16 protein-coding genes, 1 tRNA gene and 1 pseudogene are annotated in these 20,764 nt (G+C 51.0%); 5 read left to right on the top strand and 13 right to left on the bottom strand.

Annotation, left to right across the window (positions count from 1 at the left end):
- Positions 1-390: 390 nt before the first annotated feature.
- The gene (locus E3U44_RS08050) at positions 391-1,140 is read left to right on the top strand and encodes a PEP-CTERM/exosortase system-associated acyltransferase (protein ID WP_134357661.1); all 750 of its coding nucleotides are present in this window, start codon (positions 391-393) and stop codon (positions 1,138-1,140) included.
- A 484-nt stretch (positions 1,141-1,624) separates the two neighbouring features.
- Positions 1,625-2,509, top strand: a complete 885-nt coding sequence (locus E3U44_RS08045; RefSeq protein WP_240761777.1) for a PEP-CTERM/exosortase system-associated acyltransferase — start codon at positions 1,625-1,627, stop codon at positions 2,507-2,509.
- Between the two features lie 465 nt (positions 2,510-2,974).
- Here the strand turns inward: E3U44_RS08045 and E3U44_RS20335 are convergent, their stop codons facing one another.
- The 9 genes and pseudogenes from E3U44_RS20335 to E3U44_RS08000 all read right to left on the bottom strand — a co-directional run bounded on the left by E3U44_RS20335 (position 2,975) and on the right by E3U44_RS08000 (position 12,048).
- Positions 2,975-3,106, bottom strand: coding sequence for a hypothetical protein (locus E3U44_RS20335; RefSeq protein WP_166805038.1), 132 nt, complete (start codon positions 3,104-3,106; stop codon positions 2,975-2,977).
- Positions 3,107-3,118: 12 nt separating this feature from the next.
- Positions 3,119-3,462 (bottom strand): annotated as a pseudogene (locus E3U44_RS08035) (transposase); the annotation flags it as partial.
- A gap of 14 nt (positions 3,463-3,476) precedes the next feature.
- On the bottom strand, positions 3,477-3,923 hold the full coding sequence (locus E3U44_RS08030; RefSeq protein ID WP_134357487.1) for a helix-turn-helix domain-containing protein: 447 nt from the start codon (positions 3,921-3,923) through the stop codon (positions 3,477-3,479).
- Positions 3,924-3,993: 70 nt separating this feature from the next.
- Positions 3,994-4,293 (bottom strand): hypothetical protein, encoded by a 300-nt coding sequence (locus E3U44_RS08025; protein WP_206054921.1) that lies wholly within the window; start codon positions 4,291-4,293, stop codon positions 3,994-3,996.
- 124 nt (positions 4,294-4,417) lie between these two features.
- Positions 4,418-5,773 (bottom strand): PEP-CTERM-box response regulator transcription factor, encoded by a 1,356-nt coding sequence (gene prsR, locus E3U44_RS08020; RefSeq protein ID WP_134357657.1) that lies wholly within the window; start codon positions 5,771-5,773, stop codon positions 4,418-4,420.
- The gene (prsK, locus tag E3U44_RS08015; RefSeq protein ID WP_134357656.1) at positions 5,770-7,848 is read right to left on the bottom strand and encodes an XrtA/PEP-CTERM system histidine kinase PrsK; all 2,079 of its coding nucleotides are present in this window, start codon (positions 7,846-7,848) and stop codon (positions 5,770-5,772) included. Before prsK ends, prsR begins: the two co-directional genes overlap by 4 nt.
- Before the next feature lie 24 nt (positions 7,849-7,872).
- Entirely contained in the window at positions 7,873-9,270 is a 1,398-nt protein-coding gene (locus E3U44_RS08010; protein WP_134357655.1) for a TIGR03013 family XrtA/PEP-CTERM system glycosyltransferase, read from the bottom strand.
- A gap of 362 nt (positions 9,271-9,632) precedes the next feature.
- Positions 9,633-10,010 carry an EF-hand domain-containing protein gene (locus tag E3U44_RS08005; protein WP_134357654.1) on the bottom strand — a complete coding sequence of 126 codons (378 nt, stop codon included), beginning with the start codon at positions 10,008-10,010 and terminating at the stop codon, positions 9,633-9,635.
- Between the two features lie 124 nt (positions 10,011-10,134).
- Positions 10,135-12,048: a sensor histidine kinase gene (locus tag E3U44_RS08000; RefSeq protein WP_134357653.1), complete on the bottom strand. Its 1,914-nt coding sequence runs from the start codon at positions 12,046-12,048 to the stop codon at positions 10,135-10,137.
- Between the two features lie 478 nt (positions 12,049-12,526).
- Between E3U44_RS08000 and E3U44_RS19285 the strand changes: the two genes are divergently transcribed.
- Complete coding sequence (locus tag E3U44_RS19285; protein WP_206054920.1) at positions 12,527-13,267, top strand: glycine zipper 2TM domain-containing protein; 741 nt, start codon at positions 12,527-12,529, stop codon at positions 13,265-13,267.
- 221 nt (positions 13,268-13,488) lie between these two features.
- On the opposite strand, the gene E3U44_RS07990 is transcribed toward E3U44_RS19285, so the two are convergent.
- Positions 13,489-13,565 (bottom strand) — tRNA-Arg (locus E3U44_RS07990).
- A 134-nt stretch (positions 13,566-13,699) separates the two neighbouring features.
- Between E3U44_RS07990 and E3U44_RS07985 the strand changes: the two genes are divergently transcribed.
- Both E3U44_RS07985 and E3U44_RS07980 read left to right on the top strand, forming a co-directional pair.
- Positions 13,700-14,278: a c-type cytochrome gene (locus tag E3U44_RS07985; protein WP_134357652.1), complete on the top strand. Its 579-nt coding sequence runs from the start codon at positions 13,700-13,702 to the stop codon at positions 14,276-14,278.
- A gap of 28 nt (positions 14,279-14,306) precedes the next feature.
- Positions 14,307-14,963: a TIGR04211 family SH3 domain-containing protein gene (locus E3U44_RS07980; protein ID WP_240761812.1), complete on the top strand. Its 657-nt coding sequence runs from the start codon at positions 14,307-14,309 to the stop codon at positions 14,961-14,963.
- 25 nt (positions 14,964-14,988) lie between these two features.
- Here E3U44_RS07980 and ilvD read toward each other — a convergent pair whose 3' ends face one another.
- The 3 genes from ilvD to E3U44_RS07965 all read right to left on the bottom strand — a co-directional run bounded on the left by ilvD (position 14,989) and on the right by E3U44_RS07965 (position 20,661).
- The gene (gene ilvD / locus E3U44_RS07975) at positions 14,989-16,851 is read right to left on the bottom strand and encodes a dihydroxy-acid dehydratase (RefSeq protein WP_134357651.1); all 1,863 of its coding nucleotides are present in this window, start codon (positions 16,849-16,851) and stop codon (positions 14,989-14,991) included.
- A gap of 302 nt (positions 16,852-17,153) precedes the next feature.
- A complete protein-coding gene (locus E3U44_RS07970) occupies positions 17,154-19,157 on the bottom strand; it encodes a UvrD-helicase domain-containing protein (RefSeq protein WP_134357650.1) in 2,004 nt (667 codons plus the stop codon).
- Positions 19,144-20,661 carry a YifB family Mg chelatase-like AAA ATPase gene (locus tag E3U44_RS07965; protein WP_134357649.1) on the bottom strand — a complete coding sequence of 506 codons (1,518 nt, stop codon included), beginning with the start codon at positions 20,659-20,661 and terminating at the stop codon, positions 19,144-19,146. The genes E3U44_RS07970 and E3U44_RS07965 overlap by 14 nt, the downstream gene beginning before the upstream one ends.
- Between the last annotated feature and the right edge of the window lie 103 nt (positions 20,662-20,764).

The following is a 20,764-nucleotide window of genomic DNA, read 5'->3' as shown; positions in this document are numbered from 1 at the left end:
CTTTCGTGCCCTTGGTATCTTATAACGAAAAAGCCAAGCCAAGAAATTTTTAACCTATAGCGTTTCCCGAACAAATGAGATACGAATTCAATCTAGCAGAACCTTGCATTCTCAATATAAAGGAAACGCTATAAGCGACAAAAATATGACTTTTTGCTCATTCTATTTTTTTGACCACTTTTGGATTTCAAAAACGTGCTGCACTTCTCTATAACGCGCCATTGGAATGCCTAAATTATAAGTGAATAGCAGTGGGGTTGGTTGCACTGTAAAATAAGCCACTCTACCCATAAAGGGTTTTTTCCAACTACTTCTGCGTTCTTTAATATTACCGCCGAAAATTGCCCATTTTAATGAGACCTCTTAGTAAAGGGAGTTGGAGGATTTATTATGCACTCTTCTTGCGCAGGTAGCACGAGCACCGAAAGCAGGCTAGTTGATGTATTTTCGAACTATTTTGAAGTCACCCCCGCAAACACATCTAAACTTCTTGAAACCGTATACCGTTTACGGTACCAAGTTTATTGCGTAGAAACTGGATTTGAAAACCCCTGGCAGTTTCCGGATAGATTGGAGAATGATGAATTCGATAAATACTCAGCCCACAGCCTTCTCAGACATCAGCGGACAGGGAGCTTTGCGGGTACCGTTCGCCTAATCCTGCCCCGAAAAGACGTCGAAAAATGTTTTCCTGTCCATGAGATAAGCTCTCTTCCCTTATTCCTTAATCATAAGCAGTTTCCTCGGGCAAAAGTAGCCGAAGTTTCTCGCTTTGCGATTTCTAAAGAATTTAGGAAACGTTTTGGAGAATTTATTTCACCAAGTGCCGCTTCTGATTACTATGAGACTTACATAGATGAGCGTCGGATTATACCGCATATTACCCTAGGGTTAGTTGCCGGGGCAGTAAAGATGAGTGCTGAAAATGGAATACAACATTGGTTTTGCGTGGTAGAGCGCTCTTTTCTACGTCTTTTATCAAGATACAGTTTATATCTAATGCCATATGGACCAGCCATAGATTATCACGGCAAGCGTCAGCCTTGTTATGTTCACCTGGATCAATTTCTGGAAAGGGCACGCAAAGAACGTCCCGATGTTTGGGAATTAATTACTCACAATGGCAAAAACTGTCCTTAAGACAGTTTTTGCCATTCAAACTCGTCTCTATATGCCGACAATGAAATTGCTTTTAATACATAAACCGATTTTTTTTGGCCTCATATTTTTAAGTTATTAATTTTTAAGTGTTTTTATATTCCTGCCTTAAAACTGGCACGAATTTTAACTTGGAATTTTCAAAAGGTTACGAAGGGGTCATCGGAAAGTGGGATAAATAATACATAAGCCTAATATTTTAACAAAAAAATAACGTCTGCATTTAGAGACATATTTTATGACTATAAAACTTAAATTACTTAATATTCCTGTTTCCTAATTATATAATTTAATAATTTTATTAACCTTAATCAATAATGGCATTATATTTGCTTTGCTTAGCCGGATATTTATAAAAGTAGTAGAGCTGCACTACATATCAACAATCTTTATGCATACCTGCGGACTATAAGCAGCGAGTTCCATTGTTTCCATGCCACGCATACCCTCAAGGGGAAGGATGCCAATGTCACTTTTTACTTACTGCCCAAGTGCATATCAACCAAAATTTGATAATGAATCCGAATTGCTTCATGTCCACAAGCTCTTTCAAAAATACTTCGAAGTTTTAGAAGCAGACACTCCAAAGCTTATTGAGCAGGCCTTTAATCTACGCTATCAAGTTTATTGCCTTGAAAACCCGTTCGAAAATGCATCCTGTTTTCCAAACAAAATGGAAATGGATCACTACGATCAATATTCTATCCATGCCCTCATCCGCTATCGCGATACGGGAGAAGCGGTAGGCACTGTCCGATTAGTTCGGCCGAATTCTTCTGGCCATAGAAATGGATTTCCCATGGAACCCTGCTGCAGCACATTGCTTACTAATATTCCTAGAGAAATGCAAATTTCATCACATCATTCACCTGCAGAAATTTCTCGATTTGCAATATCTAAGAATATTAGACAGCGAGTTATAAAAATGGCATCTGCAACAAAAGCTGGACACTCCAAAGAAGAAAAGTACAACAACACTCGCCTAGATCGCCTATTGTATTCCCATCTCACCCTAGAGTTAGTTGCCGCTGCAATGCATTTGAGCGATAAGCATGGAATTACACACTGGTATTCTTTGGCTTCGCCAGCTCTATTTAGAACTTTGAGACGCTTTGCAATTCGCTTGACACCGATTGGTTCGGCAATCGAACATCGCGGGATCCGACTACCTTGTATCGATAATCTTGAAACGCTGTTAAGAAGGGTCTATAAGAACCAACCTGATGCTTGGAAGATTTTAACCAATCATGGAGCGATTTGGCCGGAGTCTAAACGTAATTACATCGAGGAATATACGAAAGTAGCAAGAAAGCTCACTATGGTGCCCCAACCTCAAATTGCTAGCGCATAAGATAACTTTTATTAATCATGGCGCAACTCATGAAAAGGGGCTTTTAGATTTTAATGGAGTTCCATCTAAATGAGAACCGCTAAAAAAACTCCATAATTACGTAAGTTAATATTTTGTATACGTATTTTTAGATAATCAGTCATCAGTAGTCGAGGTGGTACAGAGGCTGTTGATTAACATTCTCCTTAGCCTGAAACCCGGAAGTTTCCTGTGGCAGACAGACAAAGATCATGCAGAAGAATATACAGATTAAGGTGCTGCCGGCGGCCATATTTTCAATACCGTGATCACGACCCCCACTGCTGTCACCGTAAGCCCAAAAGACCAAATCATAAAACGGTCAATACGTCGGGTCAGTGCCTCTAGGCGCTGATCGACTTGCTCAAAGCGTTTACAGCATTTCCCGTTTATGTCGACACTTTAGTCTGGAGAATAAAGAAGCCCATCGCGCCTTTGCGTATGAGGTTAGTCCCGGATGCCCACATGCCCCAAATAGGCTTTGGCCTGCTCTGGCGTAAGGGTGTGGAGGGCCTGAGCGAGGGCCTCATATAAGGCTTTTTTGGTTCGCGCTTGGGCTTTTCGGAGCCGGTGTTTCACCTGGGACCAGGCCATTTCAATGGGGTTAAGATCAGGGGAGTAGGGAGGTAAATAAAGGAGTCAGCACCGGTTTGCTCAATGAGTTCAGCGACCCCCTCGACGTGATGGGCGGCGGCATTATCCAAAATCACACACTGGCCTGGTTTGAGTTGGGGGCACAAGAAATGCTCTAAGAAATAGAGAAAGACGGCCCCGTTTAAAGTGCCCTCAAAGCACATGGCCGTGACCAGCCCCGGGGAGGAAAGCGCCCCGAGGGTGCTAATGCGTTGCCCCCGAGAAGTGGGTTTTTCCCCATAGGCCCGCTGACCTTTGGGAGCCCAACCGTATTCTAAAGTCAGGTTTAACACCGCCCCCATTTCATTGAGAAAAATCAGCTCTTCGGGGGCATACGCGCAGAGGCGTTCTTGATGGGCGGCCCGCTGTCGTTGGACCGGCTCGCTCTCGCGCGTGGGCTCATAGAACGTCTTTTTTTTCGCGTGAGGTTCAGCCGCTTCAACGCGCGGTCCATAGCACTTCGGCTCATCGATACCCCAAAGTGGCGCTCATAGCGTTCACACAGCTGCACCAGCGTTAACTCCGGCCGCGCCTTGAGCCACGCCCGGATTTGAGCCCCTCCGGCTTCATCGACCTTCGGCTCCACCCAGCCCCCCATCGGCTCCGGAGCAATGCGCTCACGTTCCTGGTAGCGCTTCCACCACCGCTTGAAGGTCCTCACCGAAACCAAAAACCGTTTCGCCACCGCCTCCTGGCTCAGTTCCCCCTGCTCATAGCAGGTGATCAGTTTTTGACGTAAATCATTCGAGTAAGGGGCGGGCATTTTCACTTCCTCCTAGCTCACTGGGTATTCAATAGATAAAAAGCTAACCTCTCCCCTTTGTCGTGTCAACTTAAACGCGCATAGCAATATTCATGGCCTCCTGGAAGGCCTCAAATCGCTTATCCATTTGCTCTTGTTGGGCTTCAAAACGCTTGTCCATGTGCGTCTGAAGGGTCTCAAAACGCTTATCCATCTGCTCAAGCACAGTTTGAATAAGCGCTCGCTGGTGTTTGAGTTCCTCCTCCACCCGTACCATCCGCTCCAGCAGTTCCTTGTCCCGCGGCGCTGAGGGCGGGGTAAGTTCCAGTTCATCCAGCCACTCGCGCAGGTGGTCTTTAATGAATTCGATGTCTTCCTGGGCCAGGGTCATGGCAATGTCAATTTAAATTCGGCTTTTAGCCGCAAATGCACGTTAATAAACGCTCATAAAACCATAAGCTTCAAAGCATAACATGACTTCAGGGATCAAACATGTCGGAGGAGATCAAGGATCCTCAATTACGCATTTCATATTTATCGAGTAAGGCATATAAGGTAGGACGGGTCACCCCCAGCAGTTCAGCTGCACGGGATAGATTGCCGTTTACGAGCGTAACGGCTCGGGTTAGTGCCTCGCGCTCAGTATGCTCCCGTATTTGGCGCAGGTTTAGAGACATAGTCTTCTTTTCCGAAGGAGTGGGGAGATCCAAATCTTCTACAGTGATACGGTTCTCCTCTGCCATAACCACCGCCCGTTTTATGCAGTTTTCCAGTTCTCTGACATTACCGGGCCACGTATAGGCCTCGATAGCCCTAAGGGCATCGTCCGAAAAACCCCGAACTGCTTTACCATGGGCCTGGGCAAAACGGTCGAGCAACGCCCGCCCAATAACCGCCGCATCACCTGGGCGTTCACGTAGAGGTGGAAGAGTTACCGTGACTTCAGCGATTCGATAATAAAGATCTTCCCGGAAGCGGCCCTGGAGAATGAGCTTCTTCAGATCCTGGTTGGTCGCACAGACCACCCGTACATCTACAGGGATTTCTTCACGGCCACCCACCCGTTCGATTACCCGTTCCTGGAGAAAACGTAGCAGCTTAGCTTGAAGGCCTAGAGGCAGATCCCCGATCTCGTCCAGAAATAATGTCCCCCTATTGGCATATTCAATTTTGCCCCGGGTCTGCCGCACAGCCCCGGTAAAGGCACCCTTTTCATAACCGAAAAGCTCACTCTCTAAGAGGTTCTCCGGAATAGCGGCACAGTTAATAGCCACGAAGGGTTGACTGCTGCGCTGGCTCAGCTGGTGTAAGGCCCGGGCAATGATTTCTTTTCCTGTACCACTTTCACCCAAAATAAGGGTGGTCACATCCGTAGGGGCAATCTTTTCAACGGCACGGCATACCTTTCTCATCTCAGGGCTAACCGCAATCACTCCTTCCAAAGAGGAAGAGTTGACCTGCCGTAAGCGCCGGTTTTCCATCTCTAGCTCATAGAGCCGATAAGCCCGGTCAATGGTTAGCTTGAGAATGTCAGGGTCGATAGGCTTGGAATAAAAATCGTAGGCACCTTCTCCCACCGCCTGCACCGCATGTTCCCGGCTATCATTTCCGGTAATCACAATAATCTTGGTATGGGGCGCTAAGGCCAAAACCTCCCGCAGAATGGCCATACCTTCGCTAACTCCACCGGGATCGGGAGGCAGGCCGAGATCTAAAGTCACTACCGGAGGTTCATGACGGCGCACCAAAGCAATCGCTCCCTGGCGATCTTCGGCAGTTCCAATTTCATAGTCACAAAAGGACCACCGCAGTTGGCTTTGCAAGCCAAGATCATCTTCCACGATCAACAGATTCTTCTTCTTGCTGCTCATGAAACCGCCTCTTTCACCTCCTCTATCTGAGTTCTACCTACTTCGCCCTGGGGTATCCGCAACACGAAACAGGTTCCTTTCCCCGGCGCGCTTTGGACTTCAATATCTCCACCTATCGTCTGGATATATTCCCGCACTTCAAAAGCTCCAATCCCCATCCCCGTAAGCCCTTTGGTACTATCAAAAGGGCGAAATAACCGTTCTCGGACAAAGGTAGGGTCCATCCCCTGCCCGGTGTCCTCGACCTCGATCCGGGCTAGTCCCTGTTCCCTGCTGACTCGCAAAATAACACGCCCCTCAGGGGGGGTGGCTTCCTGGGCGTTTTGAATCAAATGCCCCAAAACGGTACTAAACCGTTCTCGATTGGCCCATATCCTAATGGAACCTTCATCCTTTCCCTCCACCTCCGGCGGTGGCTGGTAGGCAGCATAGCGCTTTGCCAATTCGTGGGCCAATGTCACCACCTCAAAACTCTCCCGCTGTTCACTCTCCCCGGCACTGCGGAGTTGCCCCATCAGCCGCTGCATACGCTTGACGGCATGATCGATGGTCTGCACGGCATCATCGATAAATTCCGGGTTATGCTTATGCTGCGCTGCATTACGCACCAACAAGGATAACTGAGCGATGAGATTTTTCAGATCATGGACTACATAGGCAGAAAACCGATGAAACGCTGCAAACTGCTGGGCCTGGACCAGTTGTTCGGCCGCCTCTTGGTAGGCCAAGTAGCTTGCCGCCTGCCGGCCGGTGGTACGCAGTAGGTCCCGATCTTCCCAGTCCAAAGTGACCCCAACCCGGGAACGGGCCAACACGAGGAAACCCACTAATGTTTCCCTGTGAACTAAAGGAACGATAAGCCAAGGGTCTTTGAGCTTACCAAACCATTCTGGCACCGTTATGGGATGAGCCGCCATTCCTTCCCCTCCTTCTTCCACAATCCATTCTTGTTCCTGCAGAAAACGAAGAAACGGTGATTGCTTCGGTTCTACAAGCCCTTCCGGAAAAGGGAGATTCCAAGCAAAAGTCGGCACATAATGCTTTTCCTTTAGTTGCCATAGCATGCCCGCGGGGCTCTCCACAAGCTGAGCCATGGCCCGGGTCACCCGCTCTCTCAAAGGGAGCGAGGAATCCTCCGAAAGCATGCTAATAAAGTGCAGCCATTGTTCGCGATAGTCATATTTATAATTAAAAAAATGCTTGCTTATAAAAACCCGCAATTTAGCCTTTAGCTGGCCAGAGGAAAGAAGTGATAGAAGCAGTAAACCCGCCGCAAACAGAAAGACAGCCTGGGCCATGATTCCCCATGAGCCGCCAAAATAGCGCAGGTAATAGCCGGCACCCGCCATGGCCAATAAATACAGTCCTGTCCCCAAAAAAGTGGCAGTATGAAACACCATCCGCCGAGAGACATAGACATTTGGCGACCATTGGGGATTCCGTGCTGCTGAAACGGCAATGAAGGGAACCACCATGGCATTAACCAAACCCCGGGCAGACCAAACTCCGGGATTGATCATTTGCAGTAGTAAAGCATCAGCGTAGAGGAAAAAATCATAAATGAACAGCCCGGCAAGCCCGAGACAGAGGTACTTAATGGCCCACCGTTTTTCCTGAGGAACGGAGCGCAGTAGCTGTTCCACCAGCATCAAGCCAATAACCGCCAGTAGGACTTGTCCTGCCAACATAATCTCACGGCTTGGTTTGGCACCAAGCACTGCTTCTAGCCAGGAAAATCCGAGTAGTAACCCTCCCTGCAAAAGTACTAAGGTAAAAATTAGCAAGGCCAGTCTGCGAATAAGACCTTGAGCCTTAAGATTAAAGCCTAATATCTGAAGGAGGAAGGCATACCAAACCCCGTTTCGAAGGGTTTCCGATAACTGGACTCCAAGTAGCGGGAAACTATCGACGTATAACGCATAGGCAGAAACAGCCAGCCAACTTGCATTTACCGCAACCGCAAATAGCAACAGCCCTCCCATGGGACGGCTGCGGTAACCGATAGCGAGTACAAGGAGAAGTGCTGAAAAGGTGGCCGCACCAGTGCCATAGCTAATCAACCCCAAATCATTCATAGGGTGCGCTTATCAGTAAGAGGGTCAACGGGCTCCTTTCCCGAGCACCACCACTTCCACTGTTTGCAACAGGATCATCAGATCTAAAAAAAGGCTATAGTTTTTAATATAGTAAAGGTCATACTGGAGTTTTTCAAAAGCGTCTCTTTCAGTACTGCCATAGGGATAGCAGATCTGTGCCCAGCCTGTTAGCCCTGGTTTGACTCGGTGGCGTTCACCATAATAAGGAATCTTTTCAGCTAAGGTTTCCACGAATTCCGGCCGTTCAGGGCGCGGCCCTACAAAGCTCATATCGCCTTGAAGGATATTAAAAATTTGTGGCAATTCATCAATCCGGGTACGCCGCAACCATCGTCCCACCCCAGTAATACGGGGATCGCCGCTTGCCGCCCAACGGGCCTTTCCATCCGCCTCAGCATCCTGGCGCATGGTACGGAATTTAAAGATATCAAAGGGCTTGCCTTTTGCGCCCACTCGGCGTTGGCGATAAAGCACCGGACGGCCACTTTCACTTAAAATGGCGAACACGGCAAATAACATCAGCGGAGAACAAAAAATAAGCAACACTAAGCTGACGGTAACGTCAAAGACCCGTTTGCCCACCTGCCGTAAGAAATGGCGGCGAAAACCCACGGAAAATAAGAGCCAACTGGGATACATGACATCAATCTTAAGCTTACCTGTCGTCTGCTCGAAAAAATCAAGCAAATCAGTAACTTCAACCCCAGCCATGCGACAATTCAGTAACTCATCGGAAGGAAGCCGTCCCCGTCGCTCATCGGCGGCAATCACAATTTCGTCAACACCTTCGCGCTCCACATACTCCTGAAGAGAAACATCCACCTCCACTAATTGATCTTCGGGAATCTGAATAGCCTCACCGGGCAAAGGAACGTAGCCCACAATATCAATGCCGAGCCGGTCAGATCGGCGCCGGAGAGTGCTTACTGAGGTGGCCCATTTTCCAGCACCAAATATGAGCAACCGCCGTTGTAGACCCTGTAACCCCATGAGGTAAAGAAAAAAACTTCTGGAAAGTAGTAGTGCCAAAAAAGAAATAATGATGCTAAGAACGAGAATGCCTCGCCCAAAATAGAGTTCAGGCACTAGGTAGAAAATGACGGCCATCACTGGCCCCGCCACTACCATTGCCACTACTAAGCGGTTGAAGATCCCGAACAACCCATAGCGCTGATGATGGCGATAAAGCCCGGCGGCAATAAGGGCCATTACCACGACGATGGCATAAACCATTGCCTTCGGCCATAAAAGTCCCAGATCTTCCTGGATGAGCTGGCGATCTCCTGTAAAACGGATAAACGCAGCTAGCCAGACACTGGAAAGCAAAATAACCGCCTCACAAAAAGCGAGAATCAGAAAAGCGCGTTTAATATAATGGCTAAAGAAACGAATGGTGCCCACTTGTGCTCCCTATTATGGTTATAGTCTACTGTATTTATTTTTGGCTATCGCACTTAAAAACAAAATAGGATCTCGACAATAGCTTCATCTTTTTTGCACCCCATAGAGGAAAATTTAATTCACCGAGATAATGAGCAGGCCTAACAACGAAAAGTATAGTAGCCGCACTTGTTGACCTCCATATCGACGAGTATTTTTATGGTTTTAATCCCTTTGCCTATTTATTGCGCCTCTATCTACAGGGGGTAGAGAGTCGTTGGGCTTCACGGCTCATCAACTGCTCTCTACAATCGGAAACAAAGAAGAGGATACCTGTCAGCTTAAAAAAGACTTTTTCACAGACATCCCCTTCTTCTCGCCAGCTACATTCCTTCCCTCTGCTGCCCCTCGCTGCCTTCCTGTGTTTCGCCTCGATGATACTCTTTCTTATGTTCCTTCTTATGCTCTTTAGCGGCGGCTTGCCACTCTTCCTGAGTTACATAATCGTCATCATCCTTATCCATGCGTTCAAACTTCTTTTCCATGGCTTCTTCAAATTCATCTTCACTGATCTTTCCATCACCATCTTCATCTAGCTTCTGGAACATCTTTTTGTGCATTTCCTTGTGCATCTCCTGCTTTCCTGCTGTTCCCTCTTCTTCACTACCATAAGGGTTTCCTGCAAAGGCCGGGGTTAAAACCAGCGATAAGACCCCGCCAAGCAAAAGGGAATGGCACATCACCTTGTATTTCGTAATCATCCTGAAGTTCCTCCTTTCAATTATCACCTTACAGGAAATGACGTAAATTACGCCTTACCATTAAAGCGTAGAAGCTTCTGCAAACATAACAAGGAGAAGCACCCTAGCGGATCACCAGCATCCGCTACCAGGATTCTGCGCCGTTAAAATCCCTTTCCCCCTCATGCTTATCTATTAAGGGAAGCCTTACCGTAAAGGTACTCCCTAGGCCGGGACCCGCACTTGCCACCTCCACCCGCCCGCCGTGCAACTCCACCAACTTCTTGACTAACGATAAACCTATCCCCAGCCCTTGGGACGGCGTAGCCTGCGCAAACATCTCGAATAGATGGGGAAGAAATTCCTCCGCCATTCCCATCCCGTTGTCTTGTACCCGTAGCACTACTTCCTCTCCCGCCCGGTGAGCCGTCAGCTTAATCTCCCCCCCTAACGGCGTGTATTTAGCGGCATTGATGAGCAAATTCGACAGCACTTGGGCCAGCCGGGTTAAATCCCCCTCCACCCATAAACACTCCTCGGGCCACACTACCTTCAGCGTATGTGCCCCCGCTTCTATCATCGCGTTGCTGGCCTCCAGCGCACTTTGTATCATCGCCTCTACGCTCAGCCGCTCTCGATGCAGTTGAATCTTCCCCCGCGTAATCCGCGACACGTCCAGTAAATCATCCACCAGCCGCACGAGCTGCTGGAGCTGGCGCTTGGCCCCAGGCATCACCTTGGCCATCATCGCCGGATCGTCGCCCGCCGACTGCCATAGTTCTATGGCCGTTGAGATCGCTGTCAGCGGATTCCGAAGCTCATGGGCCAGGGTCGCTAAAAATTCATCCTTGTGCCGATTCGCCTCCTGCAGCTTCTTCTCGCTCTCCCGTAGCGCCGCTTCGGTCTGCTTGTGGAGGGTGATATCAATACAGGCACCGGTCATGTAAAGCGGCTGCCCAGCCTGATCACGGAACATCTTACCCCGGTCCAGCAACCAGCGCACCGTCCCCTTCAGATCGATGATCCGGTACTCCAAGCTGAAATCGGCGCCGGTGGTGACACAGTATTCAATATGGCGATGAAAAGCGGCGCGGTCCTCGGGGTGAATGCACGCTATAAAGCCTTTGAGGGTGGACAGCCGCGCCCCTTCTCCAGGGGCAAGGTTGAAGAAGGGCTCGACGCTCTCATCCCATTGCAGTGTATTGTCGAGAACATCCCAGCGGTAAGTGGTGGTGCCAGAGACCATCAGCGCCATGTTTAAGCGCTCTTGTTGCTCTCGCAGCGCCGCCTCGGCGTGTTGACGCTCGGTGATATCCCGGGCCACTACTGAAATACCCGTGAGCTGCCCTTGAGCCTCTTTAATCGGGGAGATCGTCAACGACACCGGCACTGCCGTGCCGTTCTTATGGAGGCGTGTCGTCTCGTAGGTGGTCACCGGCTGACCCTGCCGAATCTGCGCCAGAACCTGTGCCGTCTCCGCACGGCAAGCGGCAGGAATGAGACGGGCCATCGACTGGCCCACCATCTCCTCGGCCCGATAGCCATACAACCGCTCCGCTCCCTGGTTCCAGATCTGCACGATCTCCTCTAAATCATAACTGATAATGGCATCCACCGAGGACTCCACCAAGGCCGAGAAGTGGGCTTGGCGCTTGGAAAGTGCTTGGAATTCGCTCAGATCGGTGGCCACGACGGAGTAGCCTCGCACCTGTCCTGCCACCGCGTCGGGGATGAGTTGAACGTGCACATAGCGCGGACCCAGTCTCTGGAAAGGCAACTCTTGGGCATACACCACGGTCTCTCCGCTCAGGACCCGTTGGATATAGGGCTTTGCAGCGGCAAAAGTCGTCTGCCCCAGCACTTCCCAAACGGGCCGATCTTGAATCGCCTCCAGCGGCCGATGAAACCATTTTTCATAGGCGGGGCTGGCGTATCGATAGCGTAAAGTCCGATCCACATAAGCGATAAGCACCGGGAGGGCTTCAGTCACATGGTGGAGTAACTGCTCGCTAGGCGGCGGAGCCGTTATCTTCTGATTACTCTTCTTATCTTTACTCATCACTCATCAACAGAATTTACCCGTTTCCAGCAAGCGTTGGACCGCTTAGTTTCTTATCTCCTTGATTCCGAGGAAGTAATATCGCTTTGAAGGGTAAACACCAAAACAGAAGGCTATTTTATATTGGGTAGCCCTTTAGTCTATCAAATTCTTAAATTTGCCCCACCCCCACCCGCTCACTCGCTAGAATTAGCGCGCATTAGTTGGGTGGTCAAACGCTCCTCGGGTTCACACCGAACCCTGTCCGGAGAAGGGTATACAAATTACAACCGCTCGGTTAACAATCCCTGCTCGCAACACTTGCAACCAGCGTTGGGGGGTATAGTGCCAAATCTTTTCTTTCCAGTGGTGCTTTGCAGGGCTATCGGGAGTGTGGTCAGAAAGGCAAAGTACCTTCCCCGGCCCAGAAATGGTGTATCTTCAAAACTGTCTTCGCCCCATGCTATGGTACTTACACATTTAAAATGGAGACAACCAAATGGTCCGAATTGGATACCTCGTGGCACTTCTTTCTGCCGTGGCGTTGGCGACCCTGCCGATGCTCACAGCCGCCGATCCCTGGAAGGATGAATCGGGTCATGGCCGCGACAGGGGCGGCTACAAGTACGAAAAAAAGTACGAGCCCGGTGGCCATGTGAAGCGCGAGTGGAAGTCCAATGACTGCAAGTACGAATACAAGGCCGGCCCGGGTGGATTAAAGGAAGAGTATAAATGCAAAGGTAGAAGGCGCCATGCGGGCCCGCCTGTCTGGGTACCACCTGGACATCGGGGGCCTACCTATCCGACCGGCGTTCCGAAACTGCCCCTAGACTTGAATGTTGGGCGCTGTAATCGCGAGCTGATCGGCCAGCTCCTAGGCGGTGCGACCGGCGCGGCCGTAGGGTCGCAAATCGGCGATGGGCGCGGACGAATCATTGCCATTATCGGGGGTACGTTGGCTGGCTTCTTCCTCGGCGGCGAGATTGGACGTACGATGGATGAGGCCGACCATCTCTGTGTTGATCAAGCGCTAGAATATGCACCTGACGGTAAGACCATCGAATGGCGCACCCCAGGGGAAAACCAACGTCATCAGGTGATTCCGCACGAGACCTTCCAAGCGAACGATGGGCGCTATTGTCGGGAGTATACGGCAAAATCCATCATCGGCGACAAGACCGTCCAGACCTATGGCACCGCCTGCCGCCAACCGGACGGCTCTTGGCGGATCGCAAACTAGCGCCAGAGAATGTCCGAGCTGCCGTGGCGCGGCTTGATGAGGAGTCACGATCCGGTCACGTGGTGGATATTTACTCTTGCGGATAATTAAGGCAAGCCATTGTTTTGTGTGGCGCGCCCGAGAGGGTGAGCGGCGATATAGGAGCCGCGAGCGCAAGGCAGGGAGGCCGCGCTGGAACTACGCACCAGGGACGGTTTAGAACCCCTGCGTCGAATGAACCTTGGCGCGCCCGAGAGGATTCGAACCTCTGACCTTTGGCTCCGGAGGCCAACGCTCTATCCAACTGAGCTACGGGCGCCTAAACTGTAAAAGCATACCTGCTTCTTGCATGGGCGTCCATGCCTATACTAAAAAATCTTGTTAAGTTGTTAAAGTATACTAATACGATTCCAAATCACACCTGCAAACAAGCGAAGATTAGCCAGGATAATCATGAGTAAACAGATCCGTAGAATAAACTTTCTTTTTTCCCAACCTGTAGCTTCTATTGCCAGTATGGGGATAGTGACCTTTTCCATGCTAGTGGCTGGATGCACCGAACAAAATACGGAAACCAGCGAGGCCATGTCTCCGGAAGCCGTGGCTAAGCGTATTGAACCCGTAGGGAAGATAAACATCATCCAACCAGAAGAAGCCAGCGCAACAGTGGGTACTCCTGAGAGCGTTGAGGAAGAAACCCCAGAAGCACCTGCGCCAGACACGGGGGAAAGCTCCCTGAATACAGGCACTGAGGAGGGACCACCCCTGGCCAGCGAAAAAGAAGCTCAACTCCTCCATGGCAAAACAGTAGTCGAAAATAGCTGCGCCGCTTGCCATACCGGCAAAGTACCGGGGGCTCCAGTGATTGGCAATGCGGAGGACTGGAGACCTCGCCTCGTCCAGGGTGAAGAGGTTCTGATCCAACATGCCATTCAAGGTTATAAGGCTATGCCGCCCAAGGGCGGTAACTTCAATCTCAGTGATGAAGACATCGCCGCTGCTGTCGCCTATCTCATTTCCCAAGTACGCTAATAGAGTAGGAACAAGCCTCTTGAGAATTGTGCTATTTGTGATCTCTTGCTTGGCGCTTACCCCTACTCCTGCCCAAACAATCCGTTATATTACCGACCAAATCGAGGTCACACTACGTACTGGACAGGGGATTGAGCATCGGGTTTTACAGACGCTGGAAAGTGGCGTGGCCGTTAAAGTGCTAGAGACTCGTTCCGAGGGTTATTCACGAATCCAGACCGAAGAGGGTGTCGAAGGGTGGGTCTTGAGCCGCTACTTGGTGAGCACCCCTAGTGCCAAGGAACAGCTGAGTATAGCCAAGCAGCGGATCGCTAACCTAGAGTTAAAAACTGCTCAGCTCAAGGAAGAAATTCAGAAAATTTCCCAACAAAGAAAGACCACTCAGGAGAAATCTCAAACCCTCTTAGAAGATAATCAACGTCTGGGTAAGGAATTGGAGTATATTCGGCAGACCGCAGCTAGTGCGCTGGCTATCGACAGCGAGAATAAGCGCCTTAAGGATCAATTAATAAACTTAGAGCGTGTTGTTCAAGGGTTGCAACAGGAGAATGTCGCCCTCAGAGATCGCACTGCCCGCGAGTGGTTCTTGCTTGGGGCAGGTGTTATTCTGATCGGCATGCTTATTGGGCTCGTTATTCCCAAGATTCGCTGGAAACGGCGCTCTACCTGGAGCGATTCACTTTGAGGGGGCGCCCCGCGCCGCGCCCCTACTAGCTGCTGTTTCTAGGTTCAAGCTGTCCCAAGTCACGTACCGCCCCTTTTGCCGCCGAAGTGGCGAGTGCTGCATAGGCCTGGAGCGCCAGGGAAACAGGGCGTTTCCGGTCGACCGGTTGCCAAGCCTGGTGGGCCTTTGCCTCCATGTCCATTCGGCGCCGCGCCAGTTCCTCTTCGCTCACCGCAAGATGAATACGCCGATGGGGAATGTCGATCTCAATCCTATCGCCTTCCTCTACCAGACCGATAGTCCCTCCTTCAGCCGCCTCAGGAGAAACGTGGCCAATGGAAAGCCCCGAAGTCCCCCCCGAGAAGCGGCCATCTGTGATGAGTGCACAGACCTTACCTAACCCTTTAGATTTCAGGTAGCTAGTGGGATAAAGCATCTCCTGCATTCCTGGCCCCCCCTTGGGACCCTCGTAGCGAATAAGCACTACTTCCCCCGGCTGGATGTGGTCACCCAGAATAGCCTCCACCGCTGCCTCCTGGCTCTCGAATACCCGGGCCGGACCGGAAAACATCAACATCGATGGGTCTACCCCGGCAGTTTTGACGATACAACCTTCCTCAGCAAGATTGCCATAAAGAACCGCCAATCCCCCATCCTTACTGTAAGCATGGGCGATGTCACGGATGCACCCTTGCGCCCGATCCAAATCCAGACTCTCCCAGCGCCTCTCCTGACTAAAAGCTATCTGAGTAGGAATGCCACCTGGAGCAGCGAGGTAGCGATTCTGGGCGGCCTCATAGCCAGAACGGATAACGTCCCATTGGTCAAGGGCCGCCCCCAAGGTCGGGCTATGAACGGTGGCAACTTGGCGTTGGATCAACCCGGCCCGATCGAGTTCTCCTAAGATACCGATTACTCCCCCTGCCCGGTGAACATCTTCCATATGGTATTGCTGAGTTGCTGGAGCCACCTTACATAAGTTAGGTATCTTACGGGACAAGCGATCGATATCGGCCATGGTGAAATCCACCGCTCCTTCCTGGGCTGCCGCCAGTAAATGAAGCACGGTATTCGTGGAACCGCCCATGGCAATATCTAAGCTCATGGCATTCTCAAAGGCTTCGAAGGTGGCAATTGAGCGAGGTAAAACGGTCTCATCGTCCTGCTCGTAATAGCGTTTCGCTAATGTCACAATCAAACGACCCGCTTCTAAAAACAATTCTTTCCGATCGGCATGAGTTGCCAGCAAGGAACCATTACCCGGCAACGCCAATCCCAAGGCCTCGGTCAGACAGTTCATGGAATTGGCAGTAAACATCCCAGAACAAGAACCGCACGTAGGACAGGCCGAACGTTCGTAGGCCATTACATCAGAGTCGCTTTCACTGGGGTTAGCTGCTGCCACCATGGCATCCACCAGATCTAAGCTTAAGTTCTTGCCATGAATTTTAGCCTTACCCGCCTCCATGGGACCCCCTGAGACAAACACCACCGGAATATTCAAACGTAAGGCGGCCATCAACATACCAGGAGTAATCTTGTCACAATTGGAAATACAGACCAATGCATCGGCACAATGGGCATTGACCATGTACTCTACCGAATCGGCAATGATCTCCCGGGAAGGCAGGGAATAGAGCATTCCACTGTGGCCCATGGCAATTCCATCATCCACGGCAATGGTATGGAACTCCTTGGCCACCCCACCTGCCTTCTCTATCTCTCGGGCCACCAACTGGCCGAGATCCTTGAGGTGAACATGGCCGGGCACAAACTGAGTGAAAGAGTTGGCAATAGCAATAATAGGCTTACCAAAATCGTCTTCTTTCATACCGGTAGCCCGCCACAAAGCCCGGGCACCGGCCATATTGCGGCCGTGGGTTGTCGTTCGGGAACGATAAGGGGGCATTAATATCTCCAATAGCAAAATTAGTTTAATCTAAAGCTTAACCCGGATAACTCATGAAATCACCACAAAGACAAGCAGAAATCAAAAACTGAAGTGATAAAAACTCCAGGTTAGCCCTTAATATTACCTTAGGACTTACGCAAAAAGCTCGGTGTTGCCATACCCGCGAAGGCGGCTAATCATTTTTTCAGGCAGTTATTTAGATTCCCACCGACGTGGGAATAGCCAATTGCGTAAGTCCAAACCTATTCTTTCTTCTTAGGCGTTCATATTGAAGAGAGGTTCCTCTCAAATAATGATTACTAACGGAGCATCTCCCGCAAATTGGCGAGATGGACTTGACCTCTTTCCATCCGCTCAGCGGGGTCGCGGGGAGCCCCTTCCCGCTCCCACTGAAGGTCTGCAGCAGGCAACTCTGACAAAAATCGGCTAGGCTCACAGGCGATAACTTCCCCATACTGTTGGCGCTTTGCTGCCATGGTCAAATAAAGGCTTCTTTGGGCCCGGGTAATCCCCACATAGGCCAAGCGCCGTTCCTCCTCTAAGGCGCCCTGTTCCAGGCTAGTCCGGTGAGGCAGCAACTCTTCCTCCATACCCACTATGAAAACATGGGGAAACTCTAGCCCCTTGGCGGCGTGGAGAGTCAGTAAGTTAACAGCGTCCCGGTCTTTTTTCTCTTGCGTTCGCTCTAAAATATCTTGCAAGCTGATTTCCGCCACCAGATCGCCGAGGATCCGTCGTTCATCTCCCCGCTGGTAGAGGCGTTCCAACCAACCCACCAACTCCTCCACATTAGCCATTCGCCTTTCGGTAGTGCGTCGATCGTTACAGATTTCGTCAAGCCAGGCCCGATAATCCATTTCATCAATAAGATCTTTAATCACCGCGATGGGATCACCACGCCGCCCCCGATCGGCCAAATCTACTATCCACTTGCAAAATCGGCGCAGTCGGGCCAAGGCCTCACCAGAGAGGTACTCGCCTAAACCCAACTCGAAACTTGAGGCTAATAGGCTTTGTCCCCGACGAGCCGCATATCCCGCCAGTTTTTCTAAGGTTGCCGCACCAATACCCCGACGCGGGGTATTGGCCACTCGTAGAAAAGCATTATCATCATCCTCATTGGCCAACAGACGCAAGTAAGCCATAATATCCTTGACTTCGCCCCGTTCGAAAAACGAAGTCCCCCCACTCAAAACATAAGGAATTCCGTGGGTCCGCAAAGCCCGCTCAAAGGGCCTAGATTGGTGGTTGCCCCGGTAAAGGATGGCATAATCACGACACGCTGTGCGGTATTTAAAGCGATGGTACATCAGTTCGGCAACGACCCTCTCCGCTTCATGGTGTTCGTCCCGGCAACTCAGCACAGGTATGGGGTCGCCTTCACCTAAGGCGCTCCAAAGCCGTTTTTCAAATACATGGGGATTATGGCTGATAAGCCGGTTAGCCACCCGCAAAATACGCCCATTAGAGCGGTAGTTTTGCTCTAACTTGATGACGGTTAGCTGGGGGAAATCTTCTCTGAGATGGCGTAGGTTTTCCGGTCGGGCCCCCCGCCAAGCATAGACCGACTGGTCATCATCCCCTACCACCGTAACAGCACCTCGCACTCCGGCCAAATGTTTAACTAACTGATATTGGGCCTCGTTGGTATCCTGATACTCGTCCACCAGCAGATAGCGGAAACGAGTTTGCCAACGGTGGAGGATATCCGGGTGCAGGGCAAAGAGGGTCACGGGCAACCCGATAAGATCATCAAAGTCGACCCCATTATAGGCCCGCAGACGCCGATTATAGGCGGCATAGAGTTGGGCGGCTTGGAGTTCCTGGTCATTGCCCGCACGGCTCAAGGCTTCTTCAGGGGTCACCAAAGAACTTTTCCAGGCAGAAATCTGCCACTGCAAACTGCTCTCCTCACCGCCACCACTGAATTCATGGTGACAGAGATCACGGATCAGGGCTTGGCTATCTTGAGCATCCAATAAAGAAAAACCCGCTTTGAGGCCGAGAACTTCCCGCTCACGGCGCAAGATATTGAGCCCAAGGGTATGGAAAGTGGAAACTACCAAGCCCCGCCCCCTACCCTTGGGCAGTAACTGGCCAATGCGGGTCTTCATTTCCCGGGCCGCTTTATTAGTGAAGGTCACAGCGGCAATGGAGCGGGCCGGCAGGTGGCACTGATCGATAAGATAGGCAATCTTATGGGTAATCACCCGGGTTTTTCCGCTGCCAGCGCCTGCCAACACCAACAGGGGGCCGTCAATATGGCGTACTGCCAGGCGCTGTTGGGAGTTAAGGTTTGCCATGGGAACGGTCTAATCGTCGATAACCAATCGCCTCAGAAAGATGGGGAGTACGGATAGCCTCGCTTCCTTCCAAATCGGCAATAGTCCGGGCTACCTTCAATATCCGGTGGTAGGCTCGGGCCGAAAGCCCCAATTGCTCCAAGGCCTGGTCCAGTAAACGGTAATCCTTATCACTAAGGCGGCAAGTGCGCTCTATCTCCCGATTGCTTAACCAACTGTTAGGTTGTCCCGAACGGGTTAATTGGCGCCTTCGCGCCGCTTCCACCCGAGCTTGAATCTGGCGACTGGTTTCCACAATTCCTTCAGGTTCGGTCCGTAACTGCTTCAGGGGCACAGGCGGTACCTCGATTTGCATATCGATGCGGTCTAACAAAGGCCCGGAAATCCGCGCCCGATAACGCTGTACTTGTTCCATAGTACACCGGCAACGCCCCTTGGGATCTCCTAAATAGCCGCAGGGACAGGGATTCATGGCCGCGACTAATTGCACACAAGCGGGAAACTCTACCTGCTGGGCGGCCCGGGAAATCATAATACGGCCCGCTTCCAAAGGTTCTCTGAGAACCTCCAATACGCGACGCTCAAATTCTGGCAACTCATCAAGAAATAATACCCCGTGATGGGCCAGGGAGATCTCCCCGGGCCGGGGCTGGCCGCCTCCTCCCACTAAGGCTACCGCAGAGGCAGTATGATGGGGTGCTCGGAAAGGACGCTGACGCCAACGGCTAAAATCAAAGCCTCGGCTGCTGATAGATTGCACAGTGGCACTTTCTAGCGCTTCGGCTTCGCTCATTCCAGGCAAAAGGCCTGGTAAACGACTGGCTAACATCGTCTTGCCCGTTCCCGGGGGCCCGATCATTAAGAGGTTATGAGCTCCAGCCGCTGCCACCTCTAGCGCCCGTTTGACATGATACTGACCCCGAACATCAGCAATATCCATCTCCTCTACAGGAACCGTCTTGAGGGAATTTCCGCTAAAGGGGGCAAGTAAGGATTCCCCCCGGAGATGCTGACAGACTGCTAAAAGGTGGGAAGCCCCTAATACCTCAACCGTAGACACTAGGGCCGCTTCGGGGGCATTTTCTTCTGCAACAACTAAGGTGTGCCCCGCTTTTGCTGCTTGCAAGGCGACGGGCAGCACTCCACGAATGCCCCGTACCTCGCCGCTTAAAGCAAGCTCGCCGACAAATTCATAGGCCTTTAACACCGGTGGTGAGATCTGCCCTGAGGCAGCTAAAATGCCTAAGGCGATAGCCAAATCAAAGCGCCCTCCTTCCTTGGGCAAATCTGCAGGCGCCAAGTTTACCGTAATACGACGAGCTGGAAACTCAAAATGACAATTAAGCAATGCACCGCGTACCCGGTCTTTGCTTTCCTTAACCGCAGTTTCCGGCAGGCCCACAATTGAAAAAGCAGGGAGACCATTTGAGAGGTGGACCTCCACGGTCACTAAGGAAGCATCAACTCCTGCCTGAGCCCGACTGTAGGCAATCGCCAGCGACATCTATTACAAGATATTTCTTATACCCATGTAACCAATCCCTGCTTTAGTCCTTAAATAACTCAATACCCCGGCATCCAACAGACAAAGAGGAGCACCTCTCGGC

It is taken from the genome of Nitrosococcus wardiae, from assembly GCF_004421105.1.
GTDB classification, from domain to species: Bacteria; Pseudomonadota; Gammaproteobacteria; order Nitrosococcales; family Nitrosococcaceae; genus Nitrosococcus; species Nitrosococcus wardiae.
The sequence above is the reverse complement of the archived record's forward strand: the minus strand, read 5'-3'. Positions and strand labels throughout refer to the sequence as shown.